24 protein-coding genes and 4 tRNA genes are annotated in these 26,354 nt (G+C 59.1%); 9 read left to right on the top strand and 19 right to left on the bottom strand.

Annotation, left to right across the window (positions count from 1 at the left end; all coding sequences use genetic code 11):
• Window positions 1-36 precede the first annotated feature (36 nt).
• The gene (mobH, locus tag TX24_RS17190) at window positions 37-1,923 is read left to right on the top strand and encodes a MobH family relaxase (RefSeq protein WP_057710703.1); all 1,887 of its coding nucleotides are present in this window, start codon (window positions 37-39) and stop codon (window positions 1,921-1,923) included.
• Window positions 1,920-3,239 carry a tyrosine-type recombinase/integrase gene (locus TX24_RS17185; protein ID WP_057710702.1) on the top strand — a complete coding sequence of 440 codons (1,320 nt, stop codon included), beginning with the start codon at window positions 1,920-1,922 and terminating at the stop codon, window positions 3,237-3,239. The genes mobH and TX24_RS17185 overlap by 4 nt, the downstream gene beginning before the upstream one ends.
• A 170-nt stretch (window positions 3,240-3,409) precedes the next feature.
• Here the strand turns inward: TX24_RS17185 and TX24_RS17180 are convergent.
• From TX24_RS17180 to rluD, 7 genes are all read right to left on the bottom strand, one after another.
• Window positions 3,410-3,486, bottom strand: a tRNA-Pro gene (locus tag TX24_RS17180).
• Window positions 3,487-3,674: 188 nt separating this feature from the next.
• Window positions 3,675-3,750, bottom strand: a tRNA-Lys gene (locus TX24_RS17175).
• 5 nt (window positions 3,751-3,755) lie between these two features.
• Window positions 3,756-3,832, bottom strand: a tRNA-Pro gene (locus TX24_RS17170).
• A gap of 9 nt (window positions 3,833-3,841) precedes the next feature.
• Window positions 3,842-3,917 (bottom strand) — tRNA-Asn (locus TX24_RS17165).
• A 295-nt stretch (window positions 3,918-4,212) separates the two neighbouring features.
• A complete protein-coding gene (gene clpB / locus TX24_RS17160) occupies window positions 4,213-6,777 on the bottom strand; it encodes an ATP-dependent chaperone ClpB (RefSeq protein WP_003188426.1) in 2,565 nt (854 codons plus the stop codon).
• Window positions 6,778-6,912: 135 nt separating this feature from the next.
• Window positions 6,913-7,638, bottom strand: a complete 726-nt coding sequence (gene pgeF / locus TX24_RS17155) for a peptidoglycan editing factor PgeF (RefSeq protein ID WP_057710701.1) — start codon at window positions 7,636-7,638, stop codon at window positions 6,913-6,915.
• A complete protein-coding gene (gene rluD / locus TX24_RS17150; RefSeq protein ID WP_003188422.1) occupies window positions 7,635-8,597 on the bottom strand; it encodes a 23S rRNA pseudouridine(1911/1915/1917) synthase RluD in 963 nt (320 codons plus the stop codon). Before rluD ends, pgeF begins: the two co-directional genes overlap by 4 nt.
• 149 nt (window positions 8,598-8,746) lie before the next feature.
• Here rluD and TX24_RS17145 point away from each other — a divergent pair, with 149 nt between their 5' ends.
• Together TX24_RS17145 and TX24_RS17140 are read left to right on the top strand one after the other, a co-directional pair.
• The gene (locus TX24_RS17145; protein WP_003188421.1) at window positions 8,747-9,772 is read left to right on the top strand and encodes an outer membrane protein assembly factor BamD; all 1,026 of its coding nucleotides are present in this window, start codon (window positions 8,747-8,749) and stop codon (window positions 9,770-9,772) included.
• Window positions 9,773-9,899: 127 nt separating this feature from the next.
• The gene (locus TX24_RS17140; RefSeq protein ID WP_032897621.1) at window positions 9,900-10,133 is read left to right on the top strand and encodes a PP0621 family protein; all 234 of its coding nucleotides are present in this window, start codon (window positions 9,900-9,902) and stop codon (window positions 10,131-10,133) included.
• Here TX24_RS17140 and thiO read toward each other — a convergent pair.
• The 5 genes from thiO to pilV are packed head-to-tail and all read right to left on the bottom strand — an operon-like array spanning window position 10,120 to window position 13,430.
• Complete coding sequence (gene thiO, locus TX24_RS17135) at window positions 10,120-11,229, bottom strand: glycine oxidase ThiO (RefSeq protein ID WP_057710700.1); 1,110 nt, start codon at window positions 11,227-11,229, stop codon at window positions 10,120-10,122. The genes TX24_RS17140 and thiO overlap by 14 nt on opposite strands.
• Window positions 11,230-11,288: 59 nt before the next feature.
• Window positions 11,289-11,693: a type IV pilin protein gene (locus TX24_RS17130; RefSeq protein WP_003188415.1), complete on the bottom strand. Its 405-nt coding sequence runs from the start codon at window positions 11,691-11,693 to the stop codon at window positions 11,289-11,291.
• Between the two features lie 11 nt (window positions 11,694-11,704).
• Window positions 11,705-12,235, bottom strand: coding sequence for a pilus assembly PilX family protein (locus TX24_RS17125; protein WP_032900404.1), 531 nt, complete (start codon window positions 12,233-12,235; stop codon window positions 11,705-11,707).
• Between the two features lie 5 nt (window positions 12,236-12,240).
• A complete protein-coding gene (locus TX24_RS17120) occupies window positions 12,241-12,948 on the bottom strand; it encodes a PilW family protein (RefSeq protein WP_057710699.1) in 708 nt (235 codons plus the stop codon).
• A complete protein-coding gene (pilV, locus tag TX24_RS17115; protein WP_034134835.1) occupies window positions 12,945-13,430 on the bottom strand; it encodes a type IV pilus modification protein PilV in 486 nt (161 codons plus the stop codon). The genes TX24_RS17120 and pilV overlap by 4 nt, the downstream gene beginning before the upstream one ends.
• Before the next feature lie 196 nt (window positions 13,431-13,626).
• On the opposite strand from pilV, the gene TX24_RS17110 reads away from it, so the two are divergent.
• Window positions 13,627-14,208, top strand: a complete 582-nt coding sequence (locus TX24_RS17110) for a GspH/FimT family pseudopilin (protein WP_057710698.1) — start codon at window positions 13,627-13,629, stop codon at window positions 14,206-14,208.
• Here TX24_RS17110 and ispH read toward each other — a convergent pair.
• The 6 genes from ispH to murJ form a co-directional block, all read right to left on the bottom strand.
• Window positions 14,162-15,109 (bottom strand): 4-hydroxy-3-methylbut-2-enyl diphosphate reductase, encoded by a 948-nt coding sequence (ispH, locus tag TX24_RS17105; protein ID WP_003188409.1) that lies wholly within the window; start codon window positions 15,107-15,109, stop codon window positions 14,162-14,164. The genes TX24_RS17110 and ispH overlap by 47 nt on opposite strands.
• 181 nt (window positions 15,110-15,290) lie before the next feature.
• Window positions 15,291-15,728 carry an FKBP-type peptidyl-prolyl cis-trans isomerase gene (locus TX24_RS17100; protein WP_169855857.1) on the bottom strand — a complete coding sequence of 146 codons (438 nt, stop codon included), beginning with the start codon at window positions 15,726-15,728 and terminating at the stop codon, window positions 15,291-15,293.
• A gap of 7 nt (window positions 15,729-15,735) precedes the next feature.
• On the bottom strand, window positions 15,736-16,248 hold the full coding sequence (lspA, locus tag TX24_RS17095) for a signal peptidase II (protein ID WP_003188406.1): 513 nt from the start codon (window positions 16,246-16,248) through the stop codon (window positions 15,736-15,738).
• Entirely contained in the window at window positions 16,241-19,072 is a 2,832-nt protein-coding gene (ileS, locus tag TX24_RS17090; protein ID WP_003188405.1) for an isoleucine--tRNA ligase, read from the bottom strand. The genes lspA and ileS overlap by 8 nt, the downstream gene beginning before the upstream one ends.
• A 14-nt stretch (window positions 19,073-19,086) precedes the next feature.
• On the bottom strand, window positions 19,087-20,025 hold the full coding sequence (gene ribF / locus TX24_RS17085; protein ID WP_003188404.1) for a bifunctional riboflavin kinase/FAD synthetase: 939 nt from the start codon (window positions 20,023-20,025) through the stop codon (window positions 19,087-19,089).
• A gap of 119 nt (window positions 20,026-20,144) precedes the next feature.
• Window positions 20,145-21,683, bottom strand: coding sequence for a murein biosynthesis integral membrane protein MurJ (murJ, locus tag TX24_RS17080; RefSeq protein ID WP_003188402.1), 1,539 nt, complete (start codon window positions 21,681-21,683; stop codon window positions 20,145-20,147).
• A 253-nt stretch (window positions 21,684-21,936) separates the two neighbouring features.
• Between murJ and rpsT the strand changes: the two genes are divergently transcribed.
• Window positions 21,937-22,215 (top strand): 30S ribosomal protein S20, encoded by a 279-nt coding sequence (rpsT, locus tag TX24_RS17075; RefSeq protein WP_003188401.1) that lies wholly within the window; start codon window positions 21,937-21,939, stop codon window positions 22,213-22,215.
• 263 nt (window positions 22,216-22,478) lie between these two features.
• Here the strand turns inward: rpsT and TX24_RS17070 are convergent, their stop codons facing one another.
• A complete protein-coding gene (locus tag TX24_RS17070) occupies window positions 22,479-22,964 on the bottom strand; it encodes an FKBP-type peptidyl-prolyl cis-trans isomerase (RefSeq protein ID WP_003188398.1) in 486 nt (161 codons plus the stop codon).
• Here TX24_RS17070 and TX24_RS17065 point away from each other — a divergent pair.
• From TX24_RS17065 to TX24_RS17055, 3 genes are all read left to right on the top strand, one after another.
• Window positions 22,963-23,250: a DUF3565 domain-containing protein gene (locus tag TX24_RS17065; RefSeq protein ID WP_080765560.1), complete on the top strand. Its 288-nt coding sequence runs from the start codon at window positions 22,963-22,965 to the stop codon at window positions 23,248-23,250. The two genes, TX24_RS17070 and TX24_RS17065, sit on opposite strands and share 2 nt — an antisense overlap.
• Before the next feature lie 79 nt (window positions 23,251-23,329).
• Window positions 23,330-25,429, top strand: coding sequence for a phosphate acetyltransferase (gene pta, locus TX24_RS17060; RefSeq protein ID WP_057710697.1), 2,100 nt, complete (start codon window positions 23,330-23,332; stop codon window positions 25,427-25,429).
• A complete protein-coding gene (locus tag TX24_RS17055; protein WP_057710696.1) occupies window positions 25,430-26,329 on the top strand; it encodes an acyltransferase in 900 nt (299 codons plus the stop codon).
• The last annotated feature ends 25 nt before the right edge of the window (window positions 26,330-26,354 follow it).

Raw genomic sequence — 26,354 nt, 5'->3', positions numbered from 1 at the left:
AAAAGCCTGCCCCATGAATCTTTTACGGAGCAGGCGATGTTCTCTATTTTCCGCCGCAAAAAAGCGCTACCCGCCCAAAGCCCCTCCCCTAACGGCTTTATACAACCGGTCTCTAGCCAAGCACTGCTGGCATCGCCACGCCGTCAAAAACTACTGGAGAACATTTGGCAGCGCGCATCGTTATCTCGCTCACAGTTTGTCGAGCTGTATCGGCGTCCACTTGAGCGCTACGCGGAGTTGGTCCAGCAGCTCCCTGCTTCGCAAAACCACCATCATGCACACCGTGGAGGCATGCTGGATCACGGGCTTGAAATCGTCGCCTATGCCTTGAAAATTCGACAGAGCTATCTGCTACCTATAGGCGCACCGCCGGAGTCTCAATCAGCACAGGCTGAGGCCTGGACTGCCGCCGCGGCTTATGGCGCTCTGATACACGACCTGGGCAAGATCGCCGTCGACGTGCACGTCGAGCTGGTAGGAGGTAAAACCTGGCACCCCTGGCACGGTCCAATCGATCGTCCCTATCGATTCCGCTACGTGAAAGGACGCAACTACCAACTTCACGGAGCCGCTGCCGCACTGATCTACGCGCAGATCCTCTCCTCAGAAATCTTAGATTGGCTCAGTAATTTCCCTGAAGTGTGGTCGCAGTTAATCTTCATTTTGGCTGGTCAGTACGAAAATGCCGGCATTTTGGGCGAGATCGTGGTCAAGGCCGATCAGGCGTCCGTCGCACAGGAACTCGGTGGAAATCCAGCCCGCGCGCTATCCGCGCCCAAACAGTCTTTGCAGCGTCAATTGGCAGATGGGTTGCGTCACCTGGTCCGAGATACATTCAAACTGAATCAACCCGATGGACCGTCAGATGGTTGGCTGACACAGGATGCTCTTTGGCTGGTTAGCAAGCCTATTGCTGATCAATTGCGAGCCTATTTGCTGACCCAAGGCGTTGAAGGCGTACCCAGTTCGAATGCGCCTTTCTTCAACATGCTGCAAGATCAGGGGGTAATCCAAACCAATGCCCAAGACAAGGCAATCTGGAAAGCTACGATAGACAATGGTTGTGGCTGGCGAAACACCTTCACCCTGCTGAAGCTCTCACCGGCACTGATCTGGAATGATCCAAATGATCGGCCCACAGCTTACGCTGGGACCCTTGAGGTGGAAGCTGGCAACCCGGCAGAAGACTCTCCAGCTGAAAATAACGTCGCCACACCGGCAAAAAAGTTGCCTACGGACATTCAATCCAGCCCTGTGCCGGCGCCTTTAGCACCGGCACAGCCATCACCGTTCGAACTCCCGCAGCATTCCTCGAGCAGTAGCGAGGAATTTGACGAGCTACTGGCGCTCCTTGGTAACATCAATGAGCCATCAGAAGACACCAAAAACAAAGAGGTCTCAGCAGCACATACCGCGCCTCCGAAACTGGATGACATCCAGCCTTCCCAAACCTCCAATCAAGGAGGTGCGCCTCTAGCAATAATCGAAGAAGTCACCCCGATGCCTAGCAATAACACCGAGATCGGTCAGGGATTTGTTGAATGGCTTAAGAAAGGCATCGCATCCCGGACCATTATTATCAACGATACCAAAGCGCTGGTTCACACCGTAGCAGGGACCGCTATGCTGGTAACGCCTGGAATATTCAAGCGCTACGTCCTTGAGTTCCCCCACATCGAACAGCAGGCCAAAGTACAGCAAGTCAGCGCCTGGCAGCTGGTTCAACGCAGTTTCGAGAAACAAAAACTTCATCGAAAAACGCATAAGAGTCTGAATATTTGGACCTGCGACGTTGTTGGACCTCGAAAATCCAAGCAGCTCAAGGGGTACCTACTTCTAGACCCGCGAACAATCTTCTCTGAGGTCCCCTTCGACAATATCAGCCTGTCCTTGAAGTCAGAAGCAACGGAGCCGCCACAATGACGACGCCCTCGAATCTGACGGAGGAATACATCTTTGCCCATGATCTACGACCTGCCAGTGCAAAGATCTATCGTGCCTCGACCAAAGCACTACTTAAGCATTTCCGAACGGCCTCAGTTGAGGAGATAGATCATCGTGCGGTTCTGGCATGGCGAAAAAAAGTCCTTGAGAATGGATTATCCAAACGCAGCTGGAACACCTATTCAAATCACCTTCGAACTGTTTGGGGTTACGCCATAGAACACGGCCTGATGACCCATACCTCGATCAACCCATTCAAGAAAACCAGCGTTATCCCACCGAAGCGAGCCAGCAAGACAATCAATGGAGACGCTATCCAACGAGCACGCAACTGGCTCACATCCCTTGTAGGCCAAGAACGTTGTACGCATGAACGTAGCCAGATCACACCTGCCTGGTTCTGGCTCAGCGTCTTCGAGATGTTTTATTACACAGGCATACGTCTGAATGCCCTGCTGTGCCTGCGCTACAAAGATATCGACTGGGACAGCCAGATGATCTTGGTCCGCGGTGAAACAGAGAAGACCCATCGGGAGTTTTTCCTCCCCATTATGGAAGGACTCGCTCCACACTTATCCAGGATCCTGGGGGAGGCCGAGAAAATCGGTTTTTCACCAGACGATCAGCTGTTCAACGTCAACAGATTCTCTCGTCACTTCCATGGCAAGGAAATGAACATCGACCAGGTGGAGTCAATGTACGGCAAGCTCACCGATAAGATTGGCGTGCGCATGACCCCTCACCGCTTCAGGCACACATTAGCAACAGACTTGATGAAGCAGCCTGAGCGAAACATTCATCTCACGAAAAGCCTGCTGAATCACTCGAATCTAGCGACAACGATGAATTACATAGAGGCGGACTACGACCATATGCGCGCTGTTCTGCATGAGCGAAGCCTGGCTCAGGGCGCTCTAAGCCGAGTGAGACGGGTTGATCCAAGTGGCACACCCTCTACTCCCTTACCCGCCAAGATAGGTGTGCATTCACAGGAAACCGCTCAACCAAAGCCCAAGAAGTTGCCAGCTCCACAACAACCTACCAGCACAGAGGTCAGTATTGATCGGCCGACCAAGTCGACTGGCCGAGGCGCGTTACAGAGGGCTCTCGAGCTCGCATCTGCGCAACTGCATCGCGAGTCAATGACATGCTCTATGGACCCACCAGTAGATCAAGTAGAGCAGAGTCTACTATTGACGCTAATGGCGAGCGGGCTTGGTGTCGGCACATTCAGGAAACGCACCTCAACTGAGCATTCAATGCGAAGCTCATCGTTTTCTCGAGCATCGCCCTAGTACGCTCATAAGCAAAGCGCACTGCATGTAGGGAATTCTGGTTGGCCAGAGGCTTTCGCTTGCCCGGAGTAAAGCGCCATGTCGAAATCCGGCTTTTTTCAGACGAACGGTACGACTTTGCTCAAGGACACAAAAAAAGGCGCCATAAAGGCGCCTTTTTTCATTGAATATGGTCGGGGTAGGGGGATTCGAACTCCCGACATCCTGCTCCCAAAGCAGGCGCGCTACCGGACTGCGCTATACCCCGGAATGCACATCGCAAAACCGATGCACATTGACATCATGACGAACCGAAACTACTGTTCGCCTCAGACGGCTGCATGTCTACGGCGATATCTAAGTGCTGTAACACTTTCCAAAACCGTAAAACCGCCTCTATCAGAGCTAGAACCTCTGATTCTAAGATTTGATTCCAGCGCTAACTGGTCTCAAAAATGGTGGGTCGTGTGGGATTCGAACCTACGACCAATTGGTTAAAAGCCAACTGCTCTACCAACTGAGCTAACGACCCAAATATGGTCGGGGTAGGGGGATTCGAACTCCCGACATCCTGCTCCCAAAGCAGGCGCGCTACCGGACTGCGCTATACCCCGGTTTGAAATTGGCTCCGTGACCAGGACTCGAACCTGGGACCCAATGATTAACAGTCATTTGCTCTACCGACTGAGCTATCACGGAACTACATATTTCAAAGTTACTGCTGTGTTGCTTCCTCTTCGACCCTGTCCGTATCGCTACGTTAGCGTCTCTGAGGCGCGCTATTCTACAATCTTAAAAACCCCTGTCAACCCTTTAAATTGCTTTTAAGACAATGATTTGCGCTTCTTTCTGATTTCTTCTTGGGGAGAAGAAACCCGTGGGCTGACGTTGCTGCGGGGCGCACTTTACAAGCCTTTGCCTTACAGTTCAACGCCCTATCGAAAAAAAAGGCCCCGCGATGCGGGGCCTTCTCTGTTTATGCCAAGCGCAGGGCTTAATGGAAGACGATTTCGTCGTCTTTCACCGTCGCCGTGACGCGAGTGCCAGGCATAAAGCTGCCCGACAGGATCAACTGCGCCAGTGGGTTCTCGATCCAGCGCTGGATCGCACGTTTAAGTGGCCGTGCGCCATACACCGGGTCGTAACCGACCGCGATCAGCTTGTCCAACGCTTCGCCGCTCAGCTCCAGGTCCAGCTCGCGCTCAGCCAGGCGGCTACGCAGGCGGCCCAACTGGATCTCGGTGATGCCCGCGATCTGATCCCGCGCCAGAGGCTCGAAGATCACCACTTCATCGACCCGGTTGATGAATTCCGGACGGAAGTGCGTGGTCAACGCGTCCATCACCGCCGCACGCTGGGCTTCACGATCACCCACCAATTCCTGGATCTGCGCCGAGCCCAGGTTGGAGGTCATCACGATCACCGTATTACGGAAGTCCACCGTACGCCCGTGGCTGTCCGTCAAGCGACCATCCTCCAGCACCTGCAGCAAGATGTTGAACACATCCGGGTGCGCCTTCTCGACCTCATCCAGCAGGATCACCGAGTAAGGCTTACGCCGCACGGCTTCGGTCAGATAACCGCCCTCTTCGTAACCCACATAGCCTGGTGGTGCACCGATCAGGCGAGCCACCGAGTGTTTCTCCATGAATTCGGACATATCGATCCGCACCATGGCCTCTTCCGTATCAAAGAGGAACTCGGCCAGGGCCTTGCACAACTCGGTCTTACCTACACCGGTCGGGCCGAGGAACATGAACGAGCCGCTTGGACGGTTCGGGTCGGACAAACCCGCCCGCGAACGCCGTACGGCGTTGGACACCGCCACCACCGCCTCTTCCTGGCCGATGACGCGCTGATGCAGCAGGCTTTCCATCTTCAACAGCTTGTCGCGCTCGCCTTCGAGCATCTTCGACACGGGAATACCGGTCCACTTGGAGACCACTTCGGCAATTTCTTCCTCGGTCACCTTGCTGCGCAGCAACTGGTTTTCAGGTTTGCCGTGCTGGTCGACCATCTGCAGGCTGCGTTCCAGGTCCGGGATCACCCCGTACTGCAACTCGGCCATGCGGTTCAGGTCGCCTTTGCGGCGCGCGGCTTCCAGTTCCTGGCGGGACTGCTCGATTTTTTGCTGGATCTGCGCCGAACCCTGTACTTCGGCTTTTTCCGAGGTCCAGATTTCTTCGAGGTCCGAATACTCACGTTCCAGGCGGACAATTTCTTCCTGGAGTTTTTCCAGGCGTTTCTTGGCCGCTTCGTCTTCTTCTTTCTTCAGCGCCTGGGATTCGACTTTCAGTTGAATCAGGCGCCGATCCAGACGATCCAGCACTTCCGGCTTGGAGTCGATCTCCATACGGATACGGCTGGCCGCTTCGTCGATCAGGTCGATCGCCTTGTCCGGCAACTGACGATCGGTGATATAGCGATGGCTCAATTTGGCCGCCGCAATGATCGCACCGTCGGTGATCGCCACTTTATGGTGGACCTCATAGCGCTCTTTCAGGCCACGCAGGATCGCGATGGTGTCTTCTTCGCTCGGCTCTTCCACCAGGACTTTCTGGAAGCGACGCTCAAGCGCTGCGTCCTTTTCGATGTACTGACGGTATTCGTTGAGCGTGGTCGCACCGACGCAATGCAACTCACCCCGTGCCAAGGCGGGCTTGAGCATGTTGCCGGCGTCCATGGAGCCTTCGCCCTTACCGGCGCCGACCATGGTGTGCAATTCGTCGATAAACAGAATGATCTGCCCTTCCTGCTTCGACAATTCGTTAAGCAAGGATTTGAGGCGCTCTTCGAATTCACCCCGGAACTTGGCACCGGCGATCAACGAGCCCATGTCCAGAGACAGCAGGCGCTTGCCTTTGAGGCCGTCTGGTACCTCGCCATTAATGATGCGCTGGGCCAGGCCCTCGGCAATCGCGGTTTTACCCACGCCAGGTTCACCGATCAACACCGGGTTATTCTTGGTGCGACGTTGCAACACCTGAATGGTGCGACGAATTTCATCGTCGCGGCCGATCACCGGGTCCAGCTTGCCCTCTTCGGCACGCTTGGTCAGGTCGACGGTGTATTTGTCCAGGGCCTGGCGCGACTCCTCATGGTTAGGGTCGTTCACCGCCTCGCCGCCACGCAGGTTGTTGATGGCGTTTTCCAGGGCTTTCTTGCTCACGCCCTGGCCCAGCAACAATTTGCCGAGCTTGCTGTTGTCGTCCATGGCGGCGAGCAGCACCAGTTCGCTGGAGATGAACTGGTCACCTTTCTGCTGGGCCAGACGGTCGGCCTGGTTGAGCAGGCGCGCCAAGTCCTGGGACATGTTTACGTCGCCGGTGGGATTCTGGATTTTCGGCAGCTGGTCGAGCTCTTTACTCAACTCCTTGCGCAGGCTGTTAACGTCAAAGCCCACCTGCATCAGCAAGGGCTTGATAGAACCACCTTGCTGTTCCAGGAGTGCCTGCATCAAGTGCGCAGGTTCGATGGCCGGGTGGTCGAGGCCCACTGCCAAAGATTGAGAGTCGGACAATGCCAACTGTAATTTGCTGGTTAAACGATCAATACGCATTAGTCACCTTCCTTTTGAGCAGGCCGGAGCTATGAACAAACACATCCTGAATGAAGAAACCTGCCAGATACCCTTATAGATGGGGTGGATTCTGGGCGTTTCAAGCGGCGGACGGTTGATACAGGTCAGGACAGTCTAGCGTTCAAGCCAGATAAGGGAGGCGAATCGGCCCGTACGCGGGCTGCGGCGATAAGAAAAGAAACGCGGGTCGGTCACAGTGCACAAACCGCCACCATACACAGCGCTAACACCGCGAGCGGCCAGACGCAGACGCGCCAGCTGGTAGATGTCGGCCATGTACTTGCCAGGGTTGCGGCTGGGAACAAAGGCTTCAGCGGTGGCCGGCAGTTGCTGCATGAACACTTCACGCACTTCCGGGCCGACCTCAAAGGCTTGTGGGCCAATGGCAGGGCCGAGCCAGACCATAACGTCTTCGGGTACGCTATCCAGGCTCTCGAAAGCGGCCTCCAGCACCCCAGCTGCCAAGCCACGCCAACCGGCATGGGCTGCGGCAACCCGGGTGCCCGCCCGATTACAGAACAGCGCAGGCAGGCAATCGGCGGTCATGGACGTGCAGGCGATACCAGGGGTACTGGTCCAACTGCCGTCAGCCTCGACAGTACGGCCCGGATCGGCCTCAACCACCTGAGTACCGTGGACTTGGCGCAACCAGGCAGGCTGGATATCGAGGGCGTCACTCAGGCGACGGCGATTTTCAAGGACGGCCTCAAGGCTGTCCTCGACATGATCGCCCAGGTTGAGGCTGTCGAACGGCGCCAGACTGACGCCGCCCGCGCGGGTGGTGACGCAGGCTTTTACCCGAGCCGGCGCGGGCCAGTCAGGTATCAGCCAGTCACTCATCCGACAAACGCCTCGCGATCCTGCTTGAGCAGCGACAACAGCCAGACCAGATCGTCTGGCAGTGGCGATTCCCAGCTCATGCGCTTACCGCTCGTCGGATGATCCAGTTCCAGGAAGCGTGCATGCAGTGCCTGGCGCGGGAACGTCTTGAGCGACTCAACCATGGTCTGGCTGGCCGCCGGCGGAATACGGAAGCGGCCACCGTAGGCCGGGTCGCCGACCAACGGGAAGTTGATGTGCGCCATGTGCACGCGAATCTGGTGGGTACGCCCGGTTTCCAGCTTGACCCGCACATGGGTGTGGGAACGGAAACGCTCCAGCACACGGTAGTGGCTGACGGCTTGCTTGCCGCCCTCCATCACCGCCATACGCTGGCGCTGCTGGCCGTGACGACCAATGGGTGCGTTGATCTTGCCACCGGCCACAACAACGCCGATCACAATGCACTCATAGATGCGGCTGACGCTACGGCTCTGCAATTGCGTAACCAGTTGCGTCTGCGCCTGAATGGTCTTGGCTACCACCATAAGGCCGGTGGTGTCCTTGTCCAGACGGTGCACGATGCCGCAGCGCGGCACATTGATGATGTCCGGCACGTGGTGCAACAGGGCATTGAGCAAGGTGCCATCAGCGTGCCCGGCGGCCGGGTGAACCACCAGGCCTGCGGGTTTGTTGATGACCAGGATGTCGTCGTCTTCATAGACGATATCCAGCTCGATGTCCTGGGCGACCCATTCTCCCTGGGCTTCCTGCTCGGCAGTCAGCTCAAGAATCGCACCGCCATGGACTATGTCTCGCGGGCGGATAACCGCTCCATCCACAGTCAGGCGGCCGTCTTTTATCCAGGCGGAAAGGCGCGAGCGCGAGTGCTCAGCGAATAATTGTGCGGCGACTTGATCGAGGCGTTGGCCGCCCAATTCGGACGGCACCTCTGCGCGAAGTTCAATTTTATCGGACATGCTCAGACTAGGCGTGGCGTAGCCTTTGGTTTCGGCTGCGCGCTTGTGGTTAAATACGGCGTCTTTTGCCCCGAGGCTTTCAACGGGGCGCTCATCATAACAGGACGGCCCCGCCCAAGACAGCGGCCGTCATAGGGACGCAAGCCGCCATGCAAGTGAAACACCTGCTGCTGATCGCCATCCTCGCCATGACTGCTGCTTGCTCGTCAACAAAGGACGTCGTCGACGAAAACCTGAGCGAAGTCGAGCTGTACCAGCAAGCTCAGACAGACTTGGACAATAATAGCTTCACCAGCGCCACAGCGAAGCTGAAGGCATTGGAGTCGCGTTACCCGTTCGGCCGCTATGCCGACCAGGCCCAGCTTGAGCTGATCTACGCCAACTACAAGAACGCCGAGCCGGAAGCTGCCAAGTCCGCTGCCGAGCGTTTCATCCGCCTGCACCCGCAGCACCCGAACGTGGACTACGCCTACTATATGAAGGGCCTGACCTCGTTCGACCAGGATGTTGGCCTGCTGGCGCGCTTCCTGCCGCTGGACATGACCAAGCGTGACCCGGGTGCTGCCCGCGACTCCTATAACGAGTTCGCCCAGCTGACCAGCCGCTACCCCAACAGCCGCTACGCGCCGGACGCCAAGCAGCGCATGATCTACCTGCGCAACCTGCTGGCTTCGTACGAGATCCACGTGGCCCACTACTACCTGACCCGTCAGGCATATGTGGCCGCCGCCAACCGTGGCCGCTACGTGGTGGAAAACTTCCAGGAAACCCCATCCGTGGGTGACGGCCTGGCCGTGATGACCGAGGCTTACCAGCGTCTGCACCTGGACACCCTGGCGACTACCAGCCTGGAAACCCTGAAGCTCAACTATCCTGACCACCCGAGCCTGAAAGACGGCCAGTTCGTGCCTCAGGTTGCCGAAGCGGACAACCGTTCGTGGCTGAGCAAGTACACCCTGGGCTTGATCGAGTCCCGTCCACCACTGCCGCCGGGTGAAACTCGCGCCAACCAGGACGTGATCAAGATGTACCAGGACGCCAAGGACGCTATTCCTTCGGATCTCAAGCCGCACGACGAGAACGGTGACGTGATCGAAGAAGAAGAGCCGCAAGCACTGGGCAACAACCAGGACCGCTCGTGGTTCAGCTACATGACCTTCGGTGTGTTCGACTGATTGTTCGACGCAACGCAAAAGGGAGCTCTTAAGGAGCTCCCTTTTTTATGAGCGAGTATTTATTGCCCTGTGCGCCCGGGATCACCTTGGCTAAACTGGCGCATTCCTTGTCGAGAAACTGCCCATCATGCTTCGTCTACTGTTCTGGATTGCTGTCATTGCTGCCGCGGTATGGTTCTGGCGCAAATTCAAAAACCCTGCCGCCCGTCAGCAGCGGCCTGCTGAGCCGGATGCGGCCCTGATGGTGCGTTGCGCCCACTGTGGCGTGCACCTGCCGCAGGACCGCGCACTGAGCTCACGCCAGCAATGGTACTGCACCCAGGCACACCTGGAACAAGGGCCAAAGTCTATCCAGCGTTGAGGCGCCCTGCGGGGGCGTAAGGCGCTGGATCGATGATCGGAGCCCGCGTCAGCAGCAAGTCGGTGAACAACTGGCAAGAGGCTGGTGCGAGTACCAGACCATTGCGGTAATGCCCGCAATTGAGCCACAACCCCTTGAAGCCAGGGACCTCACCGATATACGGTATACCTTCGGGTGAGCCAGGCCGCAAACCGGCCCAATGCCCGACTACCTCGGCGTCCGCCAAGGCGGGAATCAATTCCACCGCAGACGCCTTGAGGCTTTCCAACGCGGTGTCGGTTGGCGTCTTGTCGAATCCTTCATGCTCCAACGTGCTGCCGATCAGGATGTGCCCATCGCGCCGCGGGATCGCATAACGCCCCTTGGCCAGGACCATGCTGGATAAAAAGTCCGACGCGCATTTGTACAGAATCATCTGGCCTTTGACCGGCTCGATGGGCAGCGCCAAGCCCAGCGTACCCAGCAACTGCCCGCTCCAGGCGCCGGCCGCGAGTACCACCTGATCACCAAAAACCTGGCCGGTAGCGGTATTCACACCCATCACCCTGTCGTCGCCGAGCACAAAGCCCGTCACATCGCATTGCTCGTAAATCGTCACGTTCGGCAACGCCAGCAGCGCCGCCTTCAGTGACTTGACCAGGCGCGGGTTGCGAACGTTGGCCACATCGGCCATGTAGATCGCCTGGGAATAGCCGCCCCCCAGCACCGGTACCGCGTCATGGGCCGCCGATACGTCCACCTTGCTCAACGGTCGCCCTTCACGCGCAGCCCAGGCCAGTGCTTGCGCTTCGTCATCCAGGTCGAGCCAATACAACCCCGTGGTATGTACCTCTGGATCGACGCCGGTCGCAGCAAACAGCCGTTGCGCCAGTTGTGGGTAAAAATCCTGGGACCAATGGGCCAAGGCCGTGACCGCCTGGCTATAACGCCACGGGTACAACGGCGAGACAATCCCGCCGCCCGCCCAGGAAGACTCCTGCCCAAGCCCGCCGCGCTCCAGCAGTGTGACCGCCTGGCCCTCACTGGCGAGGTTGTACGCCGTCAACAGCCCGATTACTCCGCCGCCGACAATCACCACTTGCTGTTGCTTAGCCATCATTTGATCCAGCCGATAAACAGGGAAAGGCGCGCCCGGCGCCCACGCTTCAAGTACGCTCATCCTTGCCCCCAGCAGACCTTGGGCGATATTTCAGGCCCTGCTCCCGGGTTGCCGCGCATACCGGTGCTGGTCAAGCTGAAGGCTGCGCACGCGTCGTTCGCCATGACCGAGTCCGCAGCGGGTGTGGCGAGCAGGTCAAAATCCTGAGGGTTGAGGACGGCACTGATTCTATAATGATCATTGCCCGCGCTGACGTCGCCTGCATCAATAAAAGTGCCATTCCTCGTATAAGAACGCTCCAGATGCTGGGCTTGTTCGCTCAACAACGCGACGATCTGCGCCCGATACACCTTTTTTACCTGGCCGAGATACCCGGGATACGCAATCCCGGCCAGCAACGCGATGATCGCCACAACGATCAGTAACTCCATCAGGGTAAACCCCTGGCCCTCCTTGCCCATCCGATTGCTCCTTATTGAAGTTGCCGCCATAAGACCCGTCGAAACCTGACGCGGCCGCCCTCCTCCACCCGTGCATAGACCGTCTCCAGCACCGTACGCGATTGCCCCGCGAGCCCGACCGAGGTGACTCGGAAAAGCGAGGCCGGGGAACGGGGCGGCAAATGAGCCAGCCCTTCACCCTCTCCGAGGGATTGAATGCCATAAAACCCATTCTTCAAGGCAAGCCAGGTGACCGCCGAAGCAGGATTCGTCCCGGCCGCAGTCAGGGAAAAAGCTTCAGCAGGCGGCGCACAGCGGATGATCGAGTGGCATACAGGCATCCCCAGGCCACTCCTCTGAACGGCCGACTCCCCCAACCTCAGGCCGCTTTCGGCAGTTTGAAACGATTGATTGCCATGCCACAGGCTGCTCGCGACTTTTTGCTGGGAGACCGCAGCCTGTATCGAAGACAGCCCCACCTGGGACAGCACCAACAGGAACACCAGACTGATCAGCAGCACCATCCCGGCCTGCCGTACACGAATGCCTCCATGCATAGTCATTGCCCCTACCCCAGCCGATTCCGCAGTGCCGCCACGACACTGTAGGTCTGGTCCTTCACCCGGCCGGCGGGGTCTTGAAGTGTCATGAAGATGCGCACGCTACGTATCAGCGACTCATCGGCCGGATGGCTGTCATAGCGCACCACGACCGTTGATGCCGAGGTGGTCGCCATGCCGAAGCTGACGTCGAATGCCCGCACGTTATCCATCAATACCGCCCTGGCGGGTGCTCCCGGGGTACTGATCTTCAACTGGCCCGACTCGTAGGTGTAGGTCAGTTGACGTATGCCAAAGCGAAGCTGGCCGGGCTCGGCAACGGGTGGTGTGCCGGCATAAGCCCGGGCCGCCTCCTTGCAGTCGGACAACACGGTCCAGTCAGGCTTGCCGACGCCATCGCCGACATTCGCGGTAACCAGCGTCAGTGACTTCGCACTCCCCGCCGCTTCCCAGCTTATCGGCCGATCAAAGGCAGCCGGAGCATTATCGATAGCGGCCACGGCCAAACACCCCAGCATGCCTGCCTGGCGAATATCCTGGGTGATCTTGCTCAGCACAAACCGCGCATCATCCTGCAGCACCATGGCGGCCTGCTGGCTGGCATGGGTCAACCGCGCACTGACCAGTATCTGGCTCGCTCCAAGTATCAAAACCAACCCGACGGCGAGCGCCAGCAGCACTTCCACCAGGCTGAAACCTCGCACAACACGCTTCATTGCGACACTCCTTGTTCATTGCTGATACGACTGGTCAGGGTGAAGGTTTCCCGCGCCCCTGGGCGGTTTGCTGCCCGGGCATCTGCCCAACTGATGCTGATGGTGACCTCGTGCCCGTTCACCACCACTGAACCTTTCGCATCCTCGCCGGCAAAACCCATGATATTGGCTTCGAAATCGTGCAGGTCCAGGTCACGCACGCTGGCGGTGGCGGTGTTGGGTGGCGCCAGCTCCGCCCTGCCCCATGTGTAATCGGCGCCAGCATTGGTGCGAATGCGGTCGAGCATGTCGTAGGCAATAAAGCTCGCTTGGCTGGTCATCCTGGCGCTGTTGGTGTACTTGAGCGCGTTGAGTTGCAGTACCGCAGCGCCCATCAGGCCGATCGCCAATATCAACAGCGCTACCAGCACTTCGACCAGCGTCATGCCGGACTGGCGCAAGTGCGCAACGCGCAGGAAAAATCGGTTGTGGCAGGCTGGCATTTGCGTCGTCATCCGCGTCGAAGGCCGGTGAAAAAAGCAGGCAAAGCCTGCTGTGCGACCCAAGCCTAGCGTCGGTTTTAGAGCCGCGCTGCTTCCGGAACAAAGGGAAATACTTTGGACATAAAGGCCATCATCCAGCGCCAAGGACCAAGCGCTATACCTAGACAACCCACTCGTGCCCAAGGAGAGAACGCACATGAAACAACAAGGATTCACCCTGATTGAAATGTTGCTGGGGCTGATCGTCACCAGTTTTCTAGCGCAACTGGCCGTACCCGGTTTCAAGGGTTTGCTTGAATCGCAGCAACGACAAAACGCGGCCCAAGCACTCGCCTCCGGGTTGCGCTACGCAGGCACCGAGGCCATCGCGCGCAACCGGGCGGTGGTCATTCATGCAAAGGACGAGGACTGGAGCCTGGGATGGCGCGTGATACTGGATGTAAGTGGGCGCGGCCACCTGGATGACGACAATCCAATATTGCTGGAGCGTGAAAGCAGTGGGCGCGTGCCGGTCGCCGGTAATGGCCCGGTGACAAGCCAGGTGCGCTTCAGCGGCTTGGGAGAGCCGGTGTTCGCCGGCGGGGGATTTCGTGCCGGCACCGTGCATGTGTGTGACAAGGACCAGGCACAGAGCCTGTATCAGATCGTACTGGCCCCCAGCGGGCGCGTCAGCCTGCGCAGTGATAAGACCGAGCAGGCATTATGCCGAGGCTATTCCAGCACCCTGGCCGTCAGAGCAGCGAGCGGACCCGCAGTTCCTTGGGCATCGAGAACGTGATGTTCTCTTCACGACCCGCCAGCTCATCGGCGCCGGTGGCACCCCAGGCTTGCAACTGTTGGATCACGCCGCGCACCAGTACTTCCGGAGCGGAGGCGCCCGCCGTGATGCCGATACGCTCGACACCGTCGAACCAGCTGCGCTGCATGTCTTCGGCGCCGTCGATCAGGTACGCCGGTGTGGCCATGCGCTCGGCCAGCTCGCGCAGGCGGTTGGAGTTGGAACTGTTAGGGCTGCCGACCACCAGCACTACATCGCATTCGTCCGCCAATTGCTTGACCGCATCCTGGCGGTTTTGCGTGGCGTAGCAGATGTCATCCTTGCGGGGGCCGCCAATAGCAGGAAACCGCGTGCGCAGGGCGTCGATGACGCGGCTGGTATCGTCCATGGACAAGGTGGTCTGGGTGACGAAAGCCAGGCGATCAGGGTTGTGCACCTGCAGGTTGGCAACGTCTTTTTCGTCTTCCACCAGGTAGATGGCGCCGCCGTTGCTGGCATCGTACTGGCCCATGGTGCCTTCGACTTCCGGGTGACCGGCATGGCCGATCAGGATGCATTCGCGGCCGTCGCGGCTATAACGCGCTACCTCGATGTGCACCTTGGTCACCAGCGGGCAGGTGGCATCGAACACTTTAAGGCCACGGCCGGCCGCTTCGGTACGCACGGCCTGGGACACGCCATGGGCACTGAAGATGACGATAACGTCGTCGGGTACCTGGTCGAGCTCTTCGACAAAGATCGCACCGCGTGCGCGCAGGTCTTCGACCACGAACTTGTTATGGACGACTTCGTGGCGCACATAAATCGGCGGCCCGAAGACTTCCAAAGCGCGGTTGACGATTTCGATCGCCCGGTCCACGCCAGCGCAGAAGCCACGGGGGTTGGCGAGTTTGATTTGCATGCTGTGCCTCGTGCCTTGCAGGCCAAGAAATTGGATCAACTCAGCTCTATAGAATAAGCCTCTGTGGGAGCGGGCTTGCCCGCGATGCAAACGACTCGATGTATCAGGTACACCGAGGTGATGCTATCGCAGGCAAGCCAGCTCCCACACAAGCCAGCCCCACAGGAACCGGTTTCGTCAGTTAGAGCGCTTTAACGTCGATGATTTCAACATCAAACGTCAAGGTTTTACCGGCCAACGGATGGTTGAAGTCGATGGTCACTTGCGCATCATCGAACGCTTTAACCACTCCGGGCAATTCGGTATTCGCCGCATCATTGAAGATCACCAGCAAGCCTTCCGACAGGTCCATGCCTTCAAACTGCGAACGCGGGATGATCTGCACGTTTTGCGGGTTGGGCTGGCCGAAGGCGTTTTCCGGCAGGATCTGCAGGTTGCGCTTGTCGCCCGCCTTGAACCCGAACAATGCCGCTTCAAAACCAGGCAGCAGGTTACCGTCGCCAACCTTGAAGGTCGCCGGGGCTTTGTCGAAGGTGCTGTCGACCGTGTCGCCATTTTCCAGGCGCAATGCAAAATGCAAAGTGACTTCCGTGTTCTGGCCGATGCGTTGCTCAGCCAATACCTGATCAGTCATTGACGGTTTCTCCGGTTTTCTTGCTCTTGAACATATCCAGCGCCAGCATGATTGCACCAACGGTAATGGCGCTGTCGGCAAAGTTGAACGCCGGGAAGTAGTGGCGGTTCTGCCAATGCACCAGGATGAAGTCGATCACATGGCCCAGGGCGATGCGGTCATACAGATTACCCAGCGCGCCGCCCAACACCAGGGCCAGCGCGATGGCCAGCCAGGTGTCGTCGCGGCCCAGACGCTTTAGCCACACCACCAGCACGGCACTGACCACCACGGCGATCACCGCGAACAGCCAGCGCTGCCAGCCACCGCCGTCAGCCAGGAAGCTGAAGGCGGCGCCGGTGTTGTAGGCCAGGGTCCAACTGAAGTAATCCGGGATCACCACGATTTGCTGGAACATTTCCAGGGAGCCCTCGAAGTGAGCCTTGCTGACCTGGTCGATGACCAGTACCAGCAGGCTCAGTACGAGCCAGCCCAGACGTCCGAAACGACTGGCTGCATTAGGCATAGTGGCGAACCTCGCCTTCACCGCTGATGTTGTCGACACAACGACCACAGATTTCCGGGTGCTCAGGGTTCACGCCGACATCTTCACGGCAGTGCCAGCAACGGGCGCATTTAGGGAAGGCCGACTTCACCACCTTGAGCTTCAGGCCCGGTACCTCGGTGACCACGGCATCTGCCGGGGCCTGGGCGAAAGGTGCCAGGCTCGCGGTGGAGGTGATCAGCACGAAGCGCAGTTCGTTGCTCAGCTTGGCCAGGTCGGCGGTCAGGCCATCCTCGGCAAACAGGGTGACTTCGGCTTGCAGGTTGCCACCCACGGCCTTGGCCGCACGTTGGACTTCCAGCTCCTTGTTCACCGCAACCTTGACGGCCATGACGCCTGCCCAGTACTCGCGGCCCAGTTCGAAGTCGGCCGGCAGTTCGGTCAAGCCTTCGTACCAGGTGTTGAGCATGACGGACTCGTTACGCTCGCCCGGCAGGTATTCCCACAGCTCGTCGGCGGTGAACGCCAGGATCGGTGCGATCCAGCGCACCAGCGCTTCGCTGATGTGGTACAGCGCGGTCTGCGCCGAACGGCGCGCCTTGCTGTTGGCGCCGGTGGTGTACTGGCGGTCCTTGATGATGTCGAGGTAGAAACCGCCCAGCTCCTGCACGCAGAAGTTGTGGATCTTGGAGTAGACGTTCCAGAAGCGGTATTCGCCGTAGTGCTCTTGCAGCTCACGCTGCAGCAACAGGGTACGGTCCACGGCCCAACGGTCCAGCGCGAGCATGTCCTCGGCCGGCAGCAGGTCGGTGGCCGGGTTGAAACCGGTCAGGTTCGACAGCAGGAAGCGTGCGGTATTGCGGATACGACGGTAGGCGTCGGCGCTGCGGGCCAGGATCTGGTCCGACACGGCGATTTCACCCGAGTAATCGGTGGAGGCCACCCACAGACGCATGATGTCGGCGCCCAAGGTGTCGTTGATCTTTTTCGGTTCGATCACGTTCTTCAGCGACTTGGACATCTTGCGGCCCGTCTCGTCGACGGTGAAACCGTGAGTCAGCAGCTCGCGGTACGGCGCGTGGTTGTCGATGGCGCAACCGGTCAGCAATGACGAGTGGAACCAGCCACGGTGTTGGTCCGAACCTTCCAGGTACAGGTCGGCGCGCGGGCCGGTCTCGTGACCCATCGGGTGCGAGCCACGCAGCACGTGCCAGTGAGTGGTGCCCGAATCGAACCACACGTCGAGGGTGTCGCTGATCTTGTCGTACAGCGGCGCTTCGTCGCCCAGCAGCTCGGCGGCGTCCAGCTTGAACCAGGCTTCGATGCCTTCTTGCTCAACGCGCTGAGCCACGACTTCCATCAACTCCACGGTGCGCGGGTGCAGTTCACCGCTTTCCTTGTTCAGGAAGAACGGGATCGGCACGCCCCAGTTACGTTGGCGGGAGATGCACCAGTCCGGACGGTTGGCGATCATCGAGTGCAGGCGCGCCTGGCCCCAGGCCGGGACGAACGTGGTGTCCTCGATGGCTTTGAGCGAACGTACACGCAGGGTGTCGCCGCTGGTCGGCTCTTTGTCCATGCCGATAAACCACTGCGCCGTAGCGCGGTAGATCAGCGGGGTCTTGTGACGCCAGCAATGCATGTAGCTGTGCTGGATGGTGGCGGTTTGCATCAACGCACCGACTTCACGCAGCTTTTCGATGATCGGTTGATCGGCCTTGAAGATGAACTGGCCACCGAAGAACTCGAGCGAAGGCACGTATACGCCGTTGCTCTGCACCGGGTTGATGATGTCATCGTTGACCATGCCGTACTTCTTGCAGATCACGAAGTCGTCCACACCATAGGCAGGCGAGCAGTGAACAATGCCAGTACCCGAACCCAGCTCGACGTAGTCAGCCAGGTACACCGGCGACAGACGTTCATAGAACGGGTGACGGAAGTTGATCAGCTCCAGCGCAGAACCGGTGGTGGTGGCGATCACCGAACCTTGCAGTTCGTAACGCGCCAGGCACGACTCGACCATTTCCTCGGCCAGCACCAGCAGGCGATCACCGACGTCCACCAGGGCGTAGGTGAATTCCGGGTGCACGTTCAGCGCCTGGTTGGCCGGGATGGTCCAGGGGGTGGTGGTCCAGATCACGATGGCGGCCGGCTTGGCCAGGCTTGCCAGGCCGAACGCCTGGGCCAGCTTGGCGTCGTCGGCGATCGGGAAGGCCACGTCGATGGTCGAGGACTTCTTGTCTTCGTACTCCACTTCCGCTTCGGCCAGGGCCGAACCGCAGTCGAAGCACCAGTTCACGGGCTTGAGGCCCTTGAACACGAAACCGCCCTTGACGATTTCGGCCAAGGCACGGATTTCACCGGCCTCGTTCTTGAAATTCATGGTCTTGTAGGGGTTGTCCCACTCGCCCAGCACACCCAGGCGGATGAATTCAGACTTCTGCCCTTCGATCTGTTCGGCGGCGTAGGCACGGCACAGTTCGCGGGTTTTATCCGCGCCCAGGTTCTTGCCGTAGGTCACTTCGACTTTGTGTTCGATCGGCAGGCCATGGCAGTCCCAGCCCGGGACATACGGCGCGTCGAAGCCCGACAGGGTCTTGGAGCGCAGGATCATGTCCTTGAGAATCTTGTTCAGCGCATGACCGATGTGAATCGTGCCGTTGGCATAAGGAGGGCCGTCGTGCAGGACGAATTTCGGACGATCCTTGCCAATTTCGCGCAACTTTCCGTACAGGCCAATACTGTCCCAGCGCTGCAGGATCTGCGGTTCGCGCTGTGGCAGGCCGGCCTTCATTGGGAAGGCGGTGTCCGGAAGGTTTAGCGTGGCTTTATAGTCGGTCATTTAAGGCTCTTCGGTTAGCGATGGGCGCTAGGTGCGGCTAGTGCACGGGCGGCGGCGACATCCGCATTGATCGCCGTTTTCAACGCCTCAAGGGAGGCGAAACGCTGCTCTTCACGCAGCTTCTGGTGGAAAACCACCGTCAAACGCCGGTCGTATAAATCACCGGCAAAATCCAAAAGGTGAACTTCCAGGTGGGCCTTGCCATCACCTGCAACCGTGGGCCTGACGCCTATATTGGCGACTCCTGGCCACGATTGGCCGTCGATGTCGACGCTCACCAGGTAAACCCCGGTCAGCGGCACACGGCGGCGCTTGAGTTGCACGTTGGCGGTTGGCGTGCCCAGTTGGCGCGCCAGCTTCTGGCCGTGCAGTACCCGCCCGGCAATGCGGAACGGGCGACCGAGCAAACGCTCGGCCAGGTCGAAGTCGGCGGCGGCCAGGGCGTTACGCACCTGGGTGCTGCTCACGCGCAGGCCGTCCAGTTCGACGGTTTGCGCGGCTTCGACAGTGAAACCCTGGTTGACGCCGGCATGCTGCAGGAAATCGAAATCCCCGACCCGGTCACAACCGAAATGGAAGTCGTCGCCGACCTCCAGGTGCTGCACGCCCAGGCCGTCCACCAGGATGCGGTCGACGAACTCGGCGGCGCTGAGGCTGCGCAAACGCTGGTTGAAAGCCAGGCAGAGGACACGGTCCACGCCCTCTTCCGCCAACAGCTGCAACTTGTCCCGCAAGCGCGCCAAGCGGGCCGGCGCCGTTTCCGGGGTAAAGAACTCCCGCGGTTGTGGTTCGAAAATCACCACGCAGCTGGGCACGCCCAACTCGACCGCACGCTCGCGCAACCGAGCCAGGATAGCCTGGTGGCCACGGTGAACACCGTCAAAGTTGCCAATAGTGGCGACGCAGCCCCGGTGCTCGGGGCGCAGGTTGTGGAGACCTCGAACCAGCTGCATAACGCGCTTCTTGCTCATAAAGTGGTCGATTATAACCACACCCAGCCCCGGACGACAGGCAACAGCGCAGGCCAAATGGGTCGAATCGATAAAACAACCGTTTTATCACGGCAAACTCGCTACCCCAGCGACTTGCGATTGAAATCGCGCAGGCGAAAACCCTGCAACAGCAACATGCCGAAGTACACCACCACGCCCGCTACTACCAATACACCCAGGCGCATGAAGCGCTCCAGCATATTGCCTTGGCCCCAGGCCGGCATGATGTGCATCAGGCCAAACAGCACAACCGACATCGCGGCTACCGCCACCAGCAGTTTGAACGCAAACACGCCCCAGCCTGGCTGTGGTTGGTACATCTGTTGTTTACGCAATTGGTAAAACAGCAGGCCTGCGTTTATGCACGCACCCGCGCTGATCGCCAAGGCCAGGCCGGCGTGGGCCAGCGGGCCGATAAACACCAGGTTGAGCAATTGTGTAACGACCAGGGTGAAAATCGCGATTTTCACCGGGGTGCGGATGTTCTGCTGGGCGTAGAAGCCGGGCGCCAGCACTTTGATCACGATAATACCAAGCAGGCCCACGGAGTAGGCGACCAGCGCATGCTGGGTCATCAAGGCGTCATGGGCGTCGAACTGCCCGTATTGAAACAGCGAGACCGTCAACGGCTCGGCGAGGATGCCCAGGGCCAAGGCGCACGGCAACACCAGCAAAAAGCACAGGCGCAGGCCCCAATCGAGAATGCGTGAGTATTCCTGGCGGTCCTTGCTGGCGTAGGTACGCGCCAGGGTCGGCAGCAGGATGGTGCCCAACGCCACGCCCAGCACACCGGATGGCAATTCCATCAAGCGGTCGGCGTAGTACATCCACGACACCGAGCCGGACACCAGCAACGAGGCGAACGCGGTGTTGATGATCAGGGAAATCTGACTGACCGACACCCCGAGGATCGCCGGCAGCATGTTGCGCATCACGCGCCAGACGCCGGAATCCTTGAGGTTCAAGCGCGGCAGTACAAGCATGCCGATTTTTTTCAGGTGGGGCAGTTGGTACAGCAACTGCGCCAGGCCGCCGGCCAGGACCGCCCAGCCCAGGGCCATGACGGGTGGATCGAAATACGGCGTAAGGAACAGCGCAAAAATAATCATGCTGACGTTCAGCAAGGTCGGCACAAAAGCCGGTACCGAGAAACGGTTCCAGGTATTGAGGATCGCCCCGGCGAGCGAAGACAGGGAAATCAGCAATATATAAGGAAAGGTCACCCGCAGCAGATCAGTAGTCAGCGCGAACTTTTCCGGCGTATTGGCAAAACCGGGCGCCGTGGCCCAGATCACCCAGGGCGCGGCGAGCATCCCGACGACGGTTACCAGCATCAGCACCAGCGTCAGCAAACCCGACACGTAGGCGATGAACGTACGAGTTGCCTCCTCGCCATGCTGGGTCTTGTATTCGGCCAGAATCGGCACGAACGCTTGGGAAAATGCGCCCTCAGCGAAGATCCGCCGCAGCAGGTTGGGCAGTTTAAAGGCAATAAAGAACGCATCCGTGGCCATGCTGGCGCCAAAGATGCGTGCCAGCAGGGTGTCACGCACAAACCCCAATACCCGGGAGATCATTGTGATAGAGCTGACGGCAGCCAACGATTTGAGCAGATTCATTGAAAGAGTTTGCGCCTATAGATAAAGAGCAGGCGAACTACGCGCCCACTTATGCGATACTGCGCGCCTGCAACAGCACAGAGCCAAAGCTCGCGAGTTTACAGGTCAAGCGCCGGAAATAAATCACCCGCCTCTTCAGATCGACCACTCAGCAGTTCGCATCAGCCGCCCTTGACAACCCGTCAAGTCATCGGCATGATTCGCGGCCTATTTTGTTTGCTATTTCCTAAAAAGTCTTTCGAGGAGCTCGACGGTGGCCAACACACCTTCCGCCAAAAAACGTGCAAAACAGGCTGAGAAGCGTCGCAGCCACAACGCCAGCCTGCGTTCCATGGTTCGCACCTACATCAAGAATGTAGTCAAAGCCATCGACACCAAAGACGCTGAAAAAGCTCAAGCAGCTTACGTTCTGGCTGTGCCTGTTATCGACCGTATGGCCGATAAAGGCATCATCCACAAGAACAAGGCCGCTCGCCATAAGAGCCGCCTGAATGGCCACATCAAGGCTCTGAGCGTTCCTGCTGCAGCCTAAGTGGTAACAACTGCAACGCAGCTCAGGCTGTGTAACAGTTAAAAAATGCCCCGTACCGAAAGGTTCGGGGCATTTTTGTGTGTGCCTGAAACTGTAGGAGCGAGCTTGCTCGCGAAGATCGTTAACGATGACGCGGGAAGCCTGGCGCCCAGCGGGGGTCTCGGGTTTTTCGCGAGCAAGCTCGCTCCTACAGTGAGCCCAGGGCAAAAAAAACGCCCCGAACCAGTCGGGGCGTTTTTGCTACCACTTGATCAAAACATCAATCAATGGTGATGACCGCCTTCACCGTGGACGTGGCCGTGAGCCACTTCTTCCTGGGAAGCGTCGCGGATGGCTACGATCTTCACTTGGAAGTTCAGGCGCTGGCCAGCCAGAGGGTGGTTGCCGTCAACGGTCACGTCATCGCCGTCCAGGTCGCGGATGGTAACGATCTGCATTTGGCCGTCCGGCGCCGAAGCGTGGAACTGCATGCCCACTTCCAGCTCATCAACACCTTCGAACATGCTGCGGCTCAAGGTACTGACCAGTTCGGCGGAGTATTCGCCGTAGGCATCTTCAGGTTCTACGGCGACGGTCAGTTCGTCACCGACGTTCTTGCCTTCCAGAGCCTTTTCCAGGCCCGGGATGATGTTGCCTGCGCCTTGCAGGTAAACCAGCGGCGCGCCGCCGGCGGAGCTGTCGATGACCTCACCAGCGTCGTTGGTCAGGGTATAGTCGATGGAGACAGCCTTGTTAGCGGCGATCGTCATGGGGCGAGACCTTTTGCAAAAGAATGAAGAACGGACAAGTCTAAACAAGGATTTGCCCGAAAGCGAACGGAACCCGGACGGACGGGGCCGATCAACGGTCACGATCACAGGTTTTCATCAGGACGACGATGGGCACTGGGTGGTCGAGCTGTCTTGCGGCCACACCCAGCATTTGCGCCACCAGCCGCCCTGGCAGTCACGCGCCTGGGTGCTCGACCCCGCGCAACGCCTTGAAAAAATAGGCCAGGCCTTTGCGTGCGGCTGGTGTGCGCAAGGGCACGAATAACGATAACCTTGGCGCCTGATTCGCGGTAGGCACTCACCCATAGAGCGCCACCCAAGCCATGCACCTCCAGAGAATTCGCATGCAGACTTTTTTTATCGCGCCCACCGATTTTGGTGTGGGTCTGACCTCCACCAGCCTTGGGCTGGTGCGCACCCTGGAACGGGCCGGCCTGAAAGTCGGTTTTTTCAAACCCATCGCCCAGCCACACCCTGGCGATACCGGGCCGGAACGTTCCACCGAGCTGGTGGCACGCACCCACGGCCTGAAACCGCCGCAGCCTCTGGGCTTGGCTCACGTAGAGCGCATGCTCGGTGACGGCCAGCTCGATGAGCTGCTCGAAGAAATCATCACCCTGTACCAGCAGGCGGCCGTAGGCAAAGACGTGCTGATCGTCGAAGGCATGGTACCGACCCGTAGCGCCAGCTATGCGGCACGGGTCAACCTGCACCTGGCCAAGAGCCTGGACGCTGAAGTAATCCTCGTCTCGGCCCCGGAAAACGAAGTGCTCACCGAGCTTTCCGGCCGCGTGGAATTGCAGGCCCAACTGTTTGGCGGCCCTAAAGACCCGAAAGTGCTGGGCGTCATCCTCAACAAGGTACGCACCGACGAAAGCATGGAAGCCTTCTCGGCGCGCCTCAAAGAGCATTCGCCGCTGTTGCGCAGCGGTGATTTCCGGCTGCTCGGCTGCATCCCCTACCAACCCGAGCTCAACGCCCCGCGCACCCGCGATGTAGCCGACCTGATGGGCGCGCAGATCCTCAACGCCGGTGACTACGAAAGCCGGCGCATGACCAAGATCATCATTTGCGCGCGCACCATGCGTAACACCGTCGAGCTGCTCAAGCCCGGTGTGTTGGTGGTAACCCCGGGCGATCGCGACGACATCATCCTCGCCGTCAGTCTGGCCGCCATCAATGGCGTGCCGCTGGCCGGGCTGCTGCTGACCAGCGACACCCTGCCCGACCCGCGCATCATGGATCTGTGCCGAGGCGCCTTCCAGGCCGGGTTGCCGGTGTTGTCGGTGAGCACCGGCTCCTATGACACCGCCAACCAGCTCAATAGCCTCAACAAGGAAATCCCCATCGATGACCGCGAGCGTGCGGAAATCATCACCGATTTCGTCGCCAGCCACCTCGATGCGCGCTGGCTGCACCAGCGTTGCGGCACGCCACGGGAGATGCGCCTGTCGCCGGCGGTGTTCCGCTACCAACTGATCCAACGCGCCCAGGCCGCCAACAAACGCATCGTGCTACCCGAAGGCAGCGAGCCGCTGACCGTACAGGCCGCCGCAATCTGCCAGGCCCGCGGCATTGCCCGTTGCGTGCTGCTGGCCAAGCCTGCGGATGTGGAAGCGGTCGCCCGCGCCCAGGGTATCGACCTGCCCGAAGGCCTGGAGATTCTCGACCCCGACCTGATTCGCCAACGCTACGTGGAGCCAATGGTCGCCTTGCGCAAGAGCAAGAGCCTCAACGCGCCCATGGCCGAGCAACAACTGGAAGACACCGTGGTGATCGCCACCATGATGCTCGCCCTCGACGAAGTGGATGGCCTGGTCTCCGGCGTGATTCACTCAACCGCCAATACCATTCGCCCAGCGCTGCAACTGATCAAGACCGCGCCGGGCTGCACCCTGGTGTCGTCGGTGTTCTTCATGCTGTTCCCCGAGCAGGTGCTGGTGTACGGCGATTGCGTGATGAACCCGCACCCAAGCGCTGCAGAACTGGCAGAGATCGCCCTGCAAAGCGCCGACTCGGCGGCCGCGTTCGGCATCACGCCACGGGTGGCGATGATCAGCTATTCCAGCGGTGACTCGGCCAGCGGCGAGGAGGTGGAAAAAGTCCGCGAAGCCACCCTGCTCGCCCACGAGCAACAAAGCTCGCTGCTGATCGACGGCCCGTTGCAATACGACGCCGCCGCCAACGAAAACGTCGCCCGGCAACTGGCGCCCAACAGCCAGGTGGCAGGCAAGGCCACCGTCTTTGTGTTCCCGGACCTGAACACCGGCAACACCACCCACAAAGCCGTACAACGCAGCGCCGATTGCGTGAGCCTGGGGCCGATGCTCCAGGGCCTGCGCAAACCGGTCAATGACCTGCCACGTGGCGCCCAGGTGGACGACATCGTGTACACCATCGCCCTGACGGCGATCCAAGCCGCCAACCGACCCATGGATATCTAAATGCTGGATTTTCTACCTGCCGCCGTGCGCGGGGTGATCGCTTCGCTGTTGCTGGCGCTGAACACGATCCTGCTGTGTTCGTTCCTGTTTATCGTGGCGTTGTTCAAGGCGCTGCCGTTCGCCAAGCGCCTGAGCGAATGGCTGATGAACCACACCCATGAAGCCTGGGTTACCAACAACAAGGGCTGGATGAACCTGGTGCGCCGTACGCGCTGGCACCTGACTGGCCTTGAGGGCTTGGACTACCAGCACTCGTACCTGGTGACCAGCAACCATCAGAGCTGGGTCGACATCATGGTGTTGCAGTACGTGCTCAATCGGCGCATTCGCCCGCTGAAGTTCTTCCTCAAGCAAGAGCTGATCTGGGTACCCGTGATTGGCCTGGCGTGGTGGGCACTGGGCTTTCCCTTCATGAAGCGCTACAGCAAGGCTTATTTGGAGAAGCACCCGGAGAAGAAAGGCAAAGACCTGGAAACCACGCGCAAGACCTGTGCGAAGTTTCGCGACAACCCCGTGGGGATTTTCAACTTTGCCGAAGGCACACGCTTTACCCCGGGCAAGCATGCGCAGCAGCAGTCACCGTTTCGCTACCTGCTTAAACCCAAGGCGGGCGGTATTGCGTTTGTGCTGGATGCCATGGGCGAGCAGCTCAAATCACTGGTGAATGTGACCATCCACTACCCCGGCGGGCGCCCAGGCTATTGGGATCTGCTGTGCGGCAATGTGAAGGACGTGGTGGTGCACTTTGAAGAGGTGCAGATCCCGGCTGAGTTCATCGGCAAGAATTATGAGCAGGATGGGGAATATCGGTTAGCGTTCCAGGGCTGGATCAACCAGTTGTGGCAAGACAAGGATGCATTGCTGGAGCAGCTTCACAAAGACTTTCCGGCCAGCCGCTGATCACATGTGGAAGCAAGCTAATGTG

The sequence above is a fragment of the Pseudomonas lactis genome (assembly GCF_001439845.1).
GTDB classification, from domain to species: domain Bacteria; phylum Pseudomonadota; class Gammaproteobacteria; order Pseudomonadales; family Pseudomonadaceae; genus Aquipseudomonas; species Aquipseudomonas lactis.
Note: the sequence above shows the minus strand (reverse complement) of the source record. Positions and strands in the feature narration are given on the sequence as shown.

Coding starts and splice junctions, on each gene's coding strand:
- rluD (WP_003188422.1), bottom strand. CDS start 8,597: ATGTCCGATAAAATTGAACTTCGCGCAGAGGTGCCGTCCGAATTGGGC.
- ispH (WP_003188409.1), bottom strand. CDS start 15,109: ATGCAAATCAAACTCGCCAACCCCCGTGGCTTCTGCGCTGGCGTGGAC.
- TX24_RS17140 (WP_032897621.1), top strand. CDS start 9,900: ATGCTTCGTCTACTGTTCTGGATTGCTGTCATTGCTGCCGCGGTATGG.
- murJ (WP_003188402.1), bottom strand. CDS start 21,683: ATGAATCTGCTCAAATCGTTGGCTGCCGTCAGCTCTATCACAATGATC.
- mobH (WP_057710703.1), top strand. CDS start 37: ATGTTCTCTATTTTCCGCCGCAAAAAAGCGCTACCCGCCCAAAGCCCC.
- ribF (WP_003188404.1), bottom strand. CDS start 20,025: ATGCAGCTGGTTCGAGGTCTCCACAACCTGCGCCCCGAGCACCGGGGC.
- thiO (WP_057710700.1), bottom strand. CDS start 11,229: ATGGCTAAGCAACAGCAAGTGGTGATTGTCGGCGGCGGAGTAATCGGG.
- TX24_RS17120 (WP_057710699.1), bottom strand. CDS start 12,948: ATGAAGCGTGTTGTGCGAGGTTTCAGCCTGGTGGAAGTGCTGCTGGCG.
- TX24_RS17110 (WP_057710698.1), top strand. CDS start 13,627: ATGAAACAACAAGGATTCACCCTGATTGAAATGTTGCTGGGGCTGATC.
- lspA (WP_003188406.1), bottom strand. CDS start 16,248: ATGCCTAATGCAGCCAGTCGTTTCGGACGTCTGGGCTGGCTCGTACTG.
- clpB (WP_003188426.1), bottom strand. CDS start 6,777: ATGCGTATTGATCGTTTAACCAGCAAATTACAGTTGGCATTGTCCGAC.
- TX24_RS17055 (WP_057710696.1), top strand. CDS start 25,430: ATGCTGGATTTTCTACCTGCCGCCGTGCGCGGGGTGATCGCTTCGCTG.
- ileS (WP_003188405.1), bottom strand. CDS start 19,072: ATGACCGACTATAAAGCCACGCTAAACCTTCCGGACACCGCCTTCCCA.
- pta (WP_057710697.1), top strand. CDS start 23,330: ATGCAGACTTTTTTTATCGCGCCCACCGATTTTGGTGTGGGTCTGACC.
- TX24_RS17130 (WP_003188415.1), bottom strand. CDS start 11,693: ATGGGCAAGGAGGGCCAGGGGTTTACCCTGATGGAGTTACTGATCGTT.
- TX24_RS17065 (WP_080765560.1), top strand. CDS start 22,963: ATGGGGCGAGACCTTTTGCAAAAGAATGAAGAACGGACAAGTCTAAAC.
- pgeF (WP_057710701.1), bottom strand. CDS start 7,638: ATGAGTGACTGGCTGATACCTGACTGGCCCGCGCCGGCTCGGGTAAAA.
- TX24_RS17125 (WP_032900404.1), bottom strand. CDS start 12,235: ATGACTATGCATGGAGGCATTCGTGTACGGCAGGCCGGGATGGTGCTG.
- TX24_RS17185 (WP_057710702.1), top strand. CDS start 1,920: ATGACGACGCCCTCGAATCTGACGGAGGAATACATCTTTGCCCATGAT.
- pilV (WP_034134835.1), bottom strand. CDS start 13,430: ATGCCAGCCTGCCACAACCGATTTTTCCTGCGCGTTGCGCACTTGCGC.
- TX24_RS17145 (WP_003188421.1), top strand. CDS start 8,747: ATGCAAGTGAAACACCTGCTGCTGATCGCCATCCTCGCCATGACTGCT.
- TX24_RS17070 (WP_003188398.1), bottom strand. CDS start 22,964: ATGACGATCGCCGCTAACAAGGCTGTCTCCATCGACTATACCCTGACC.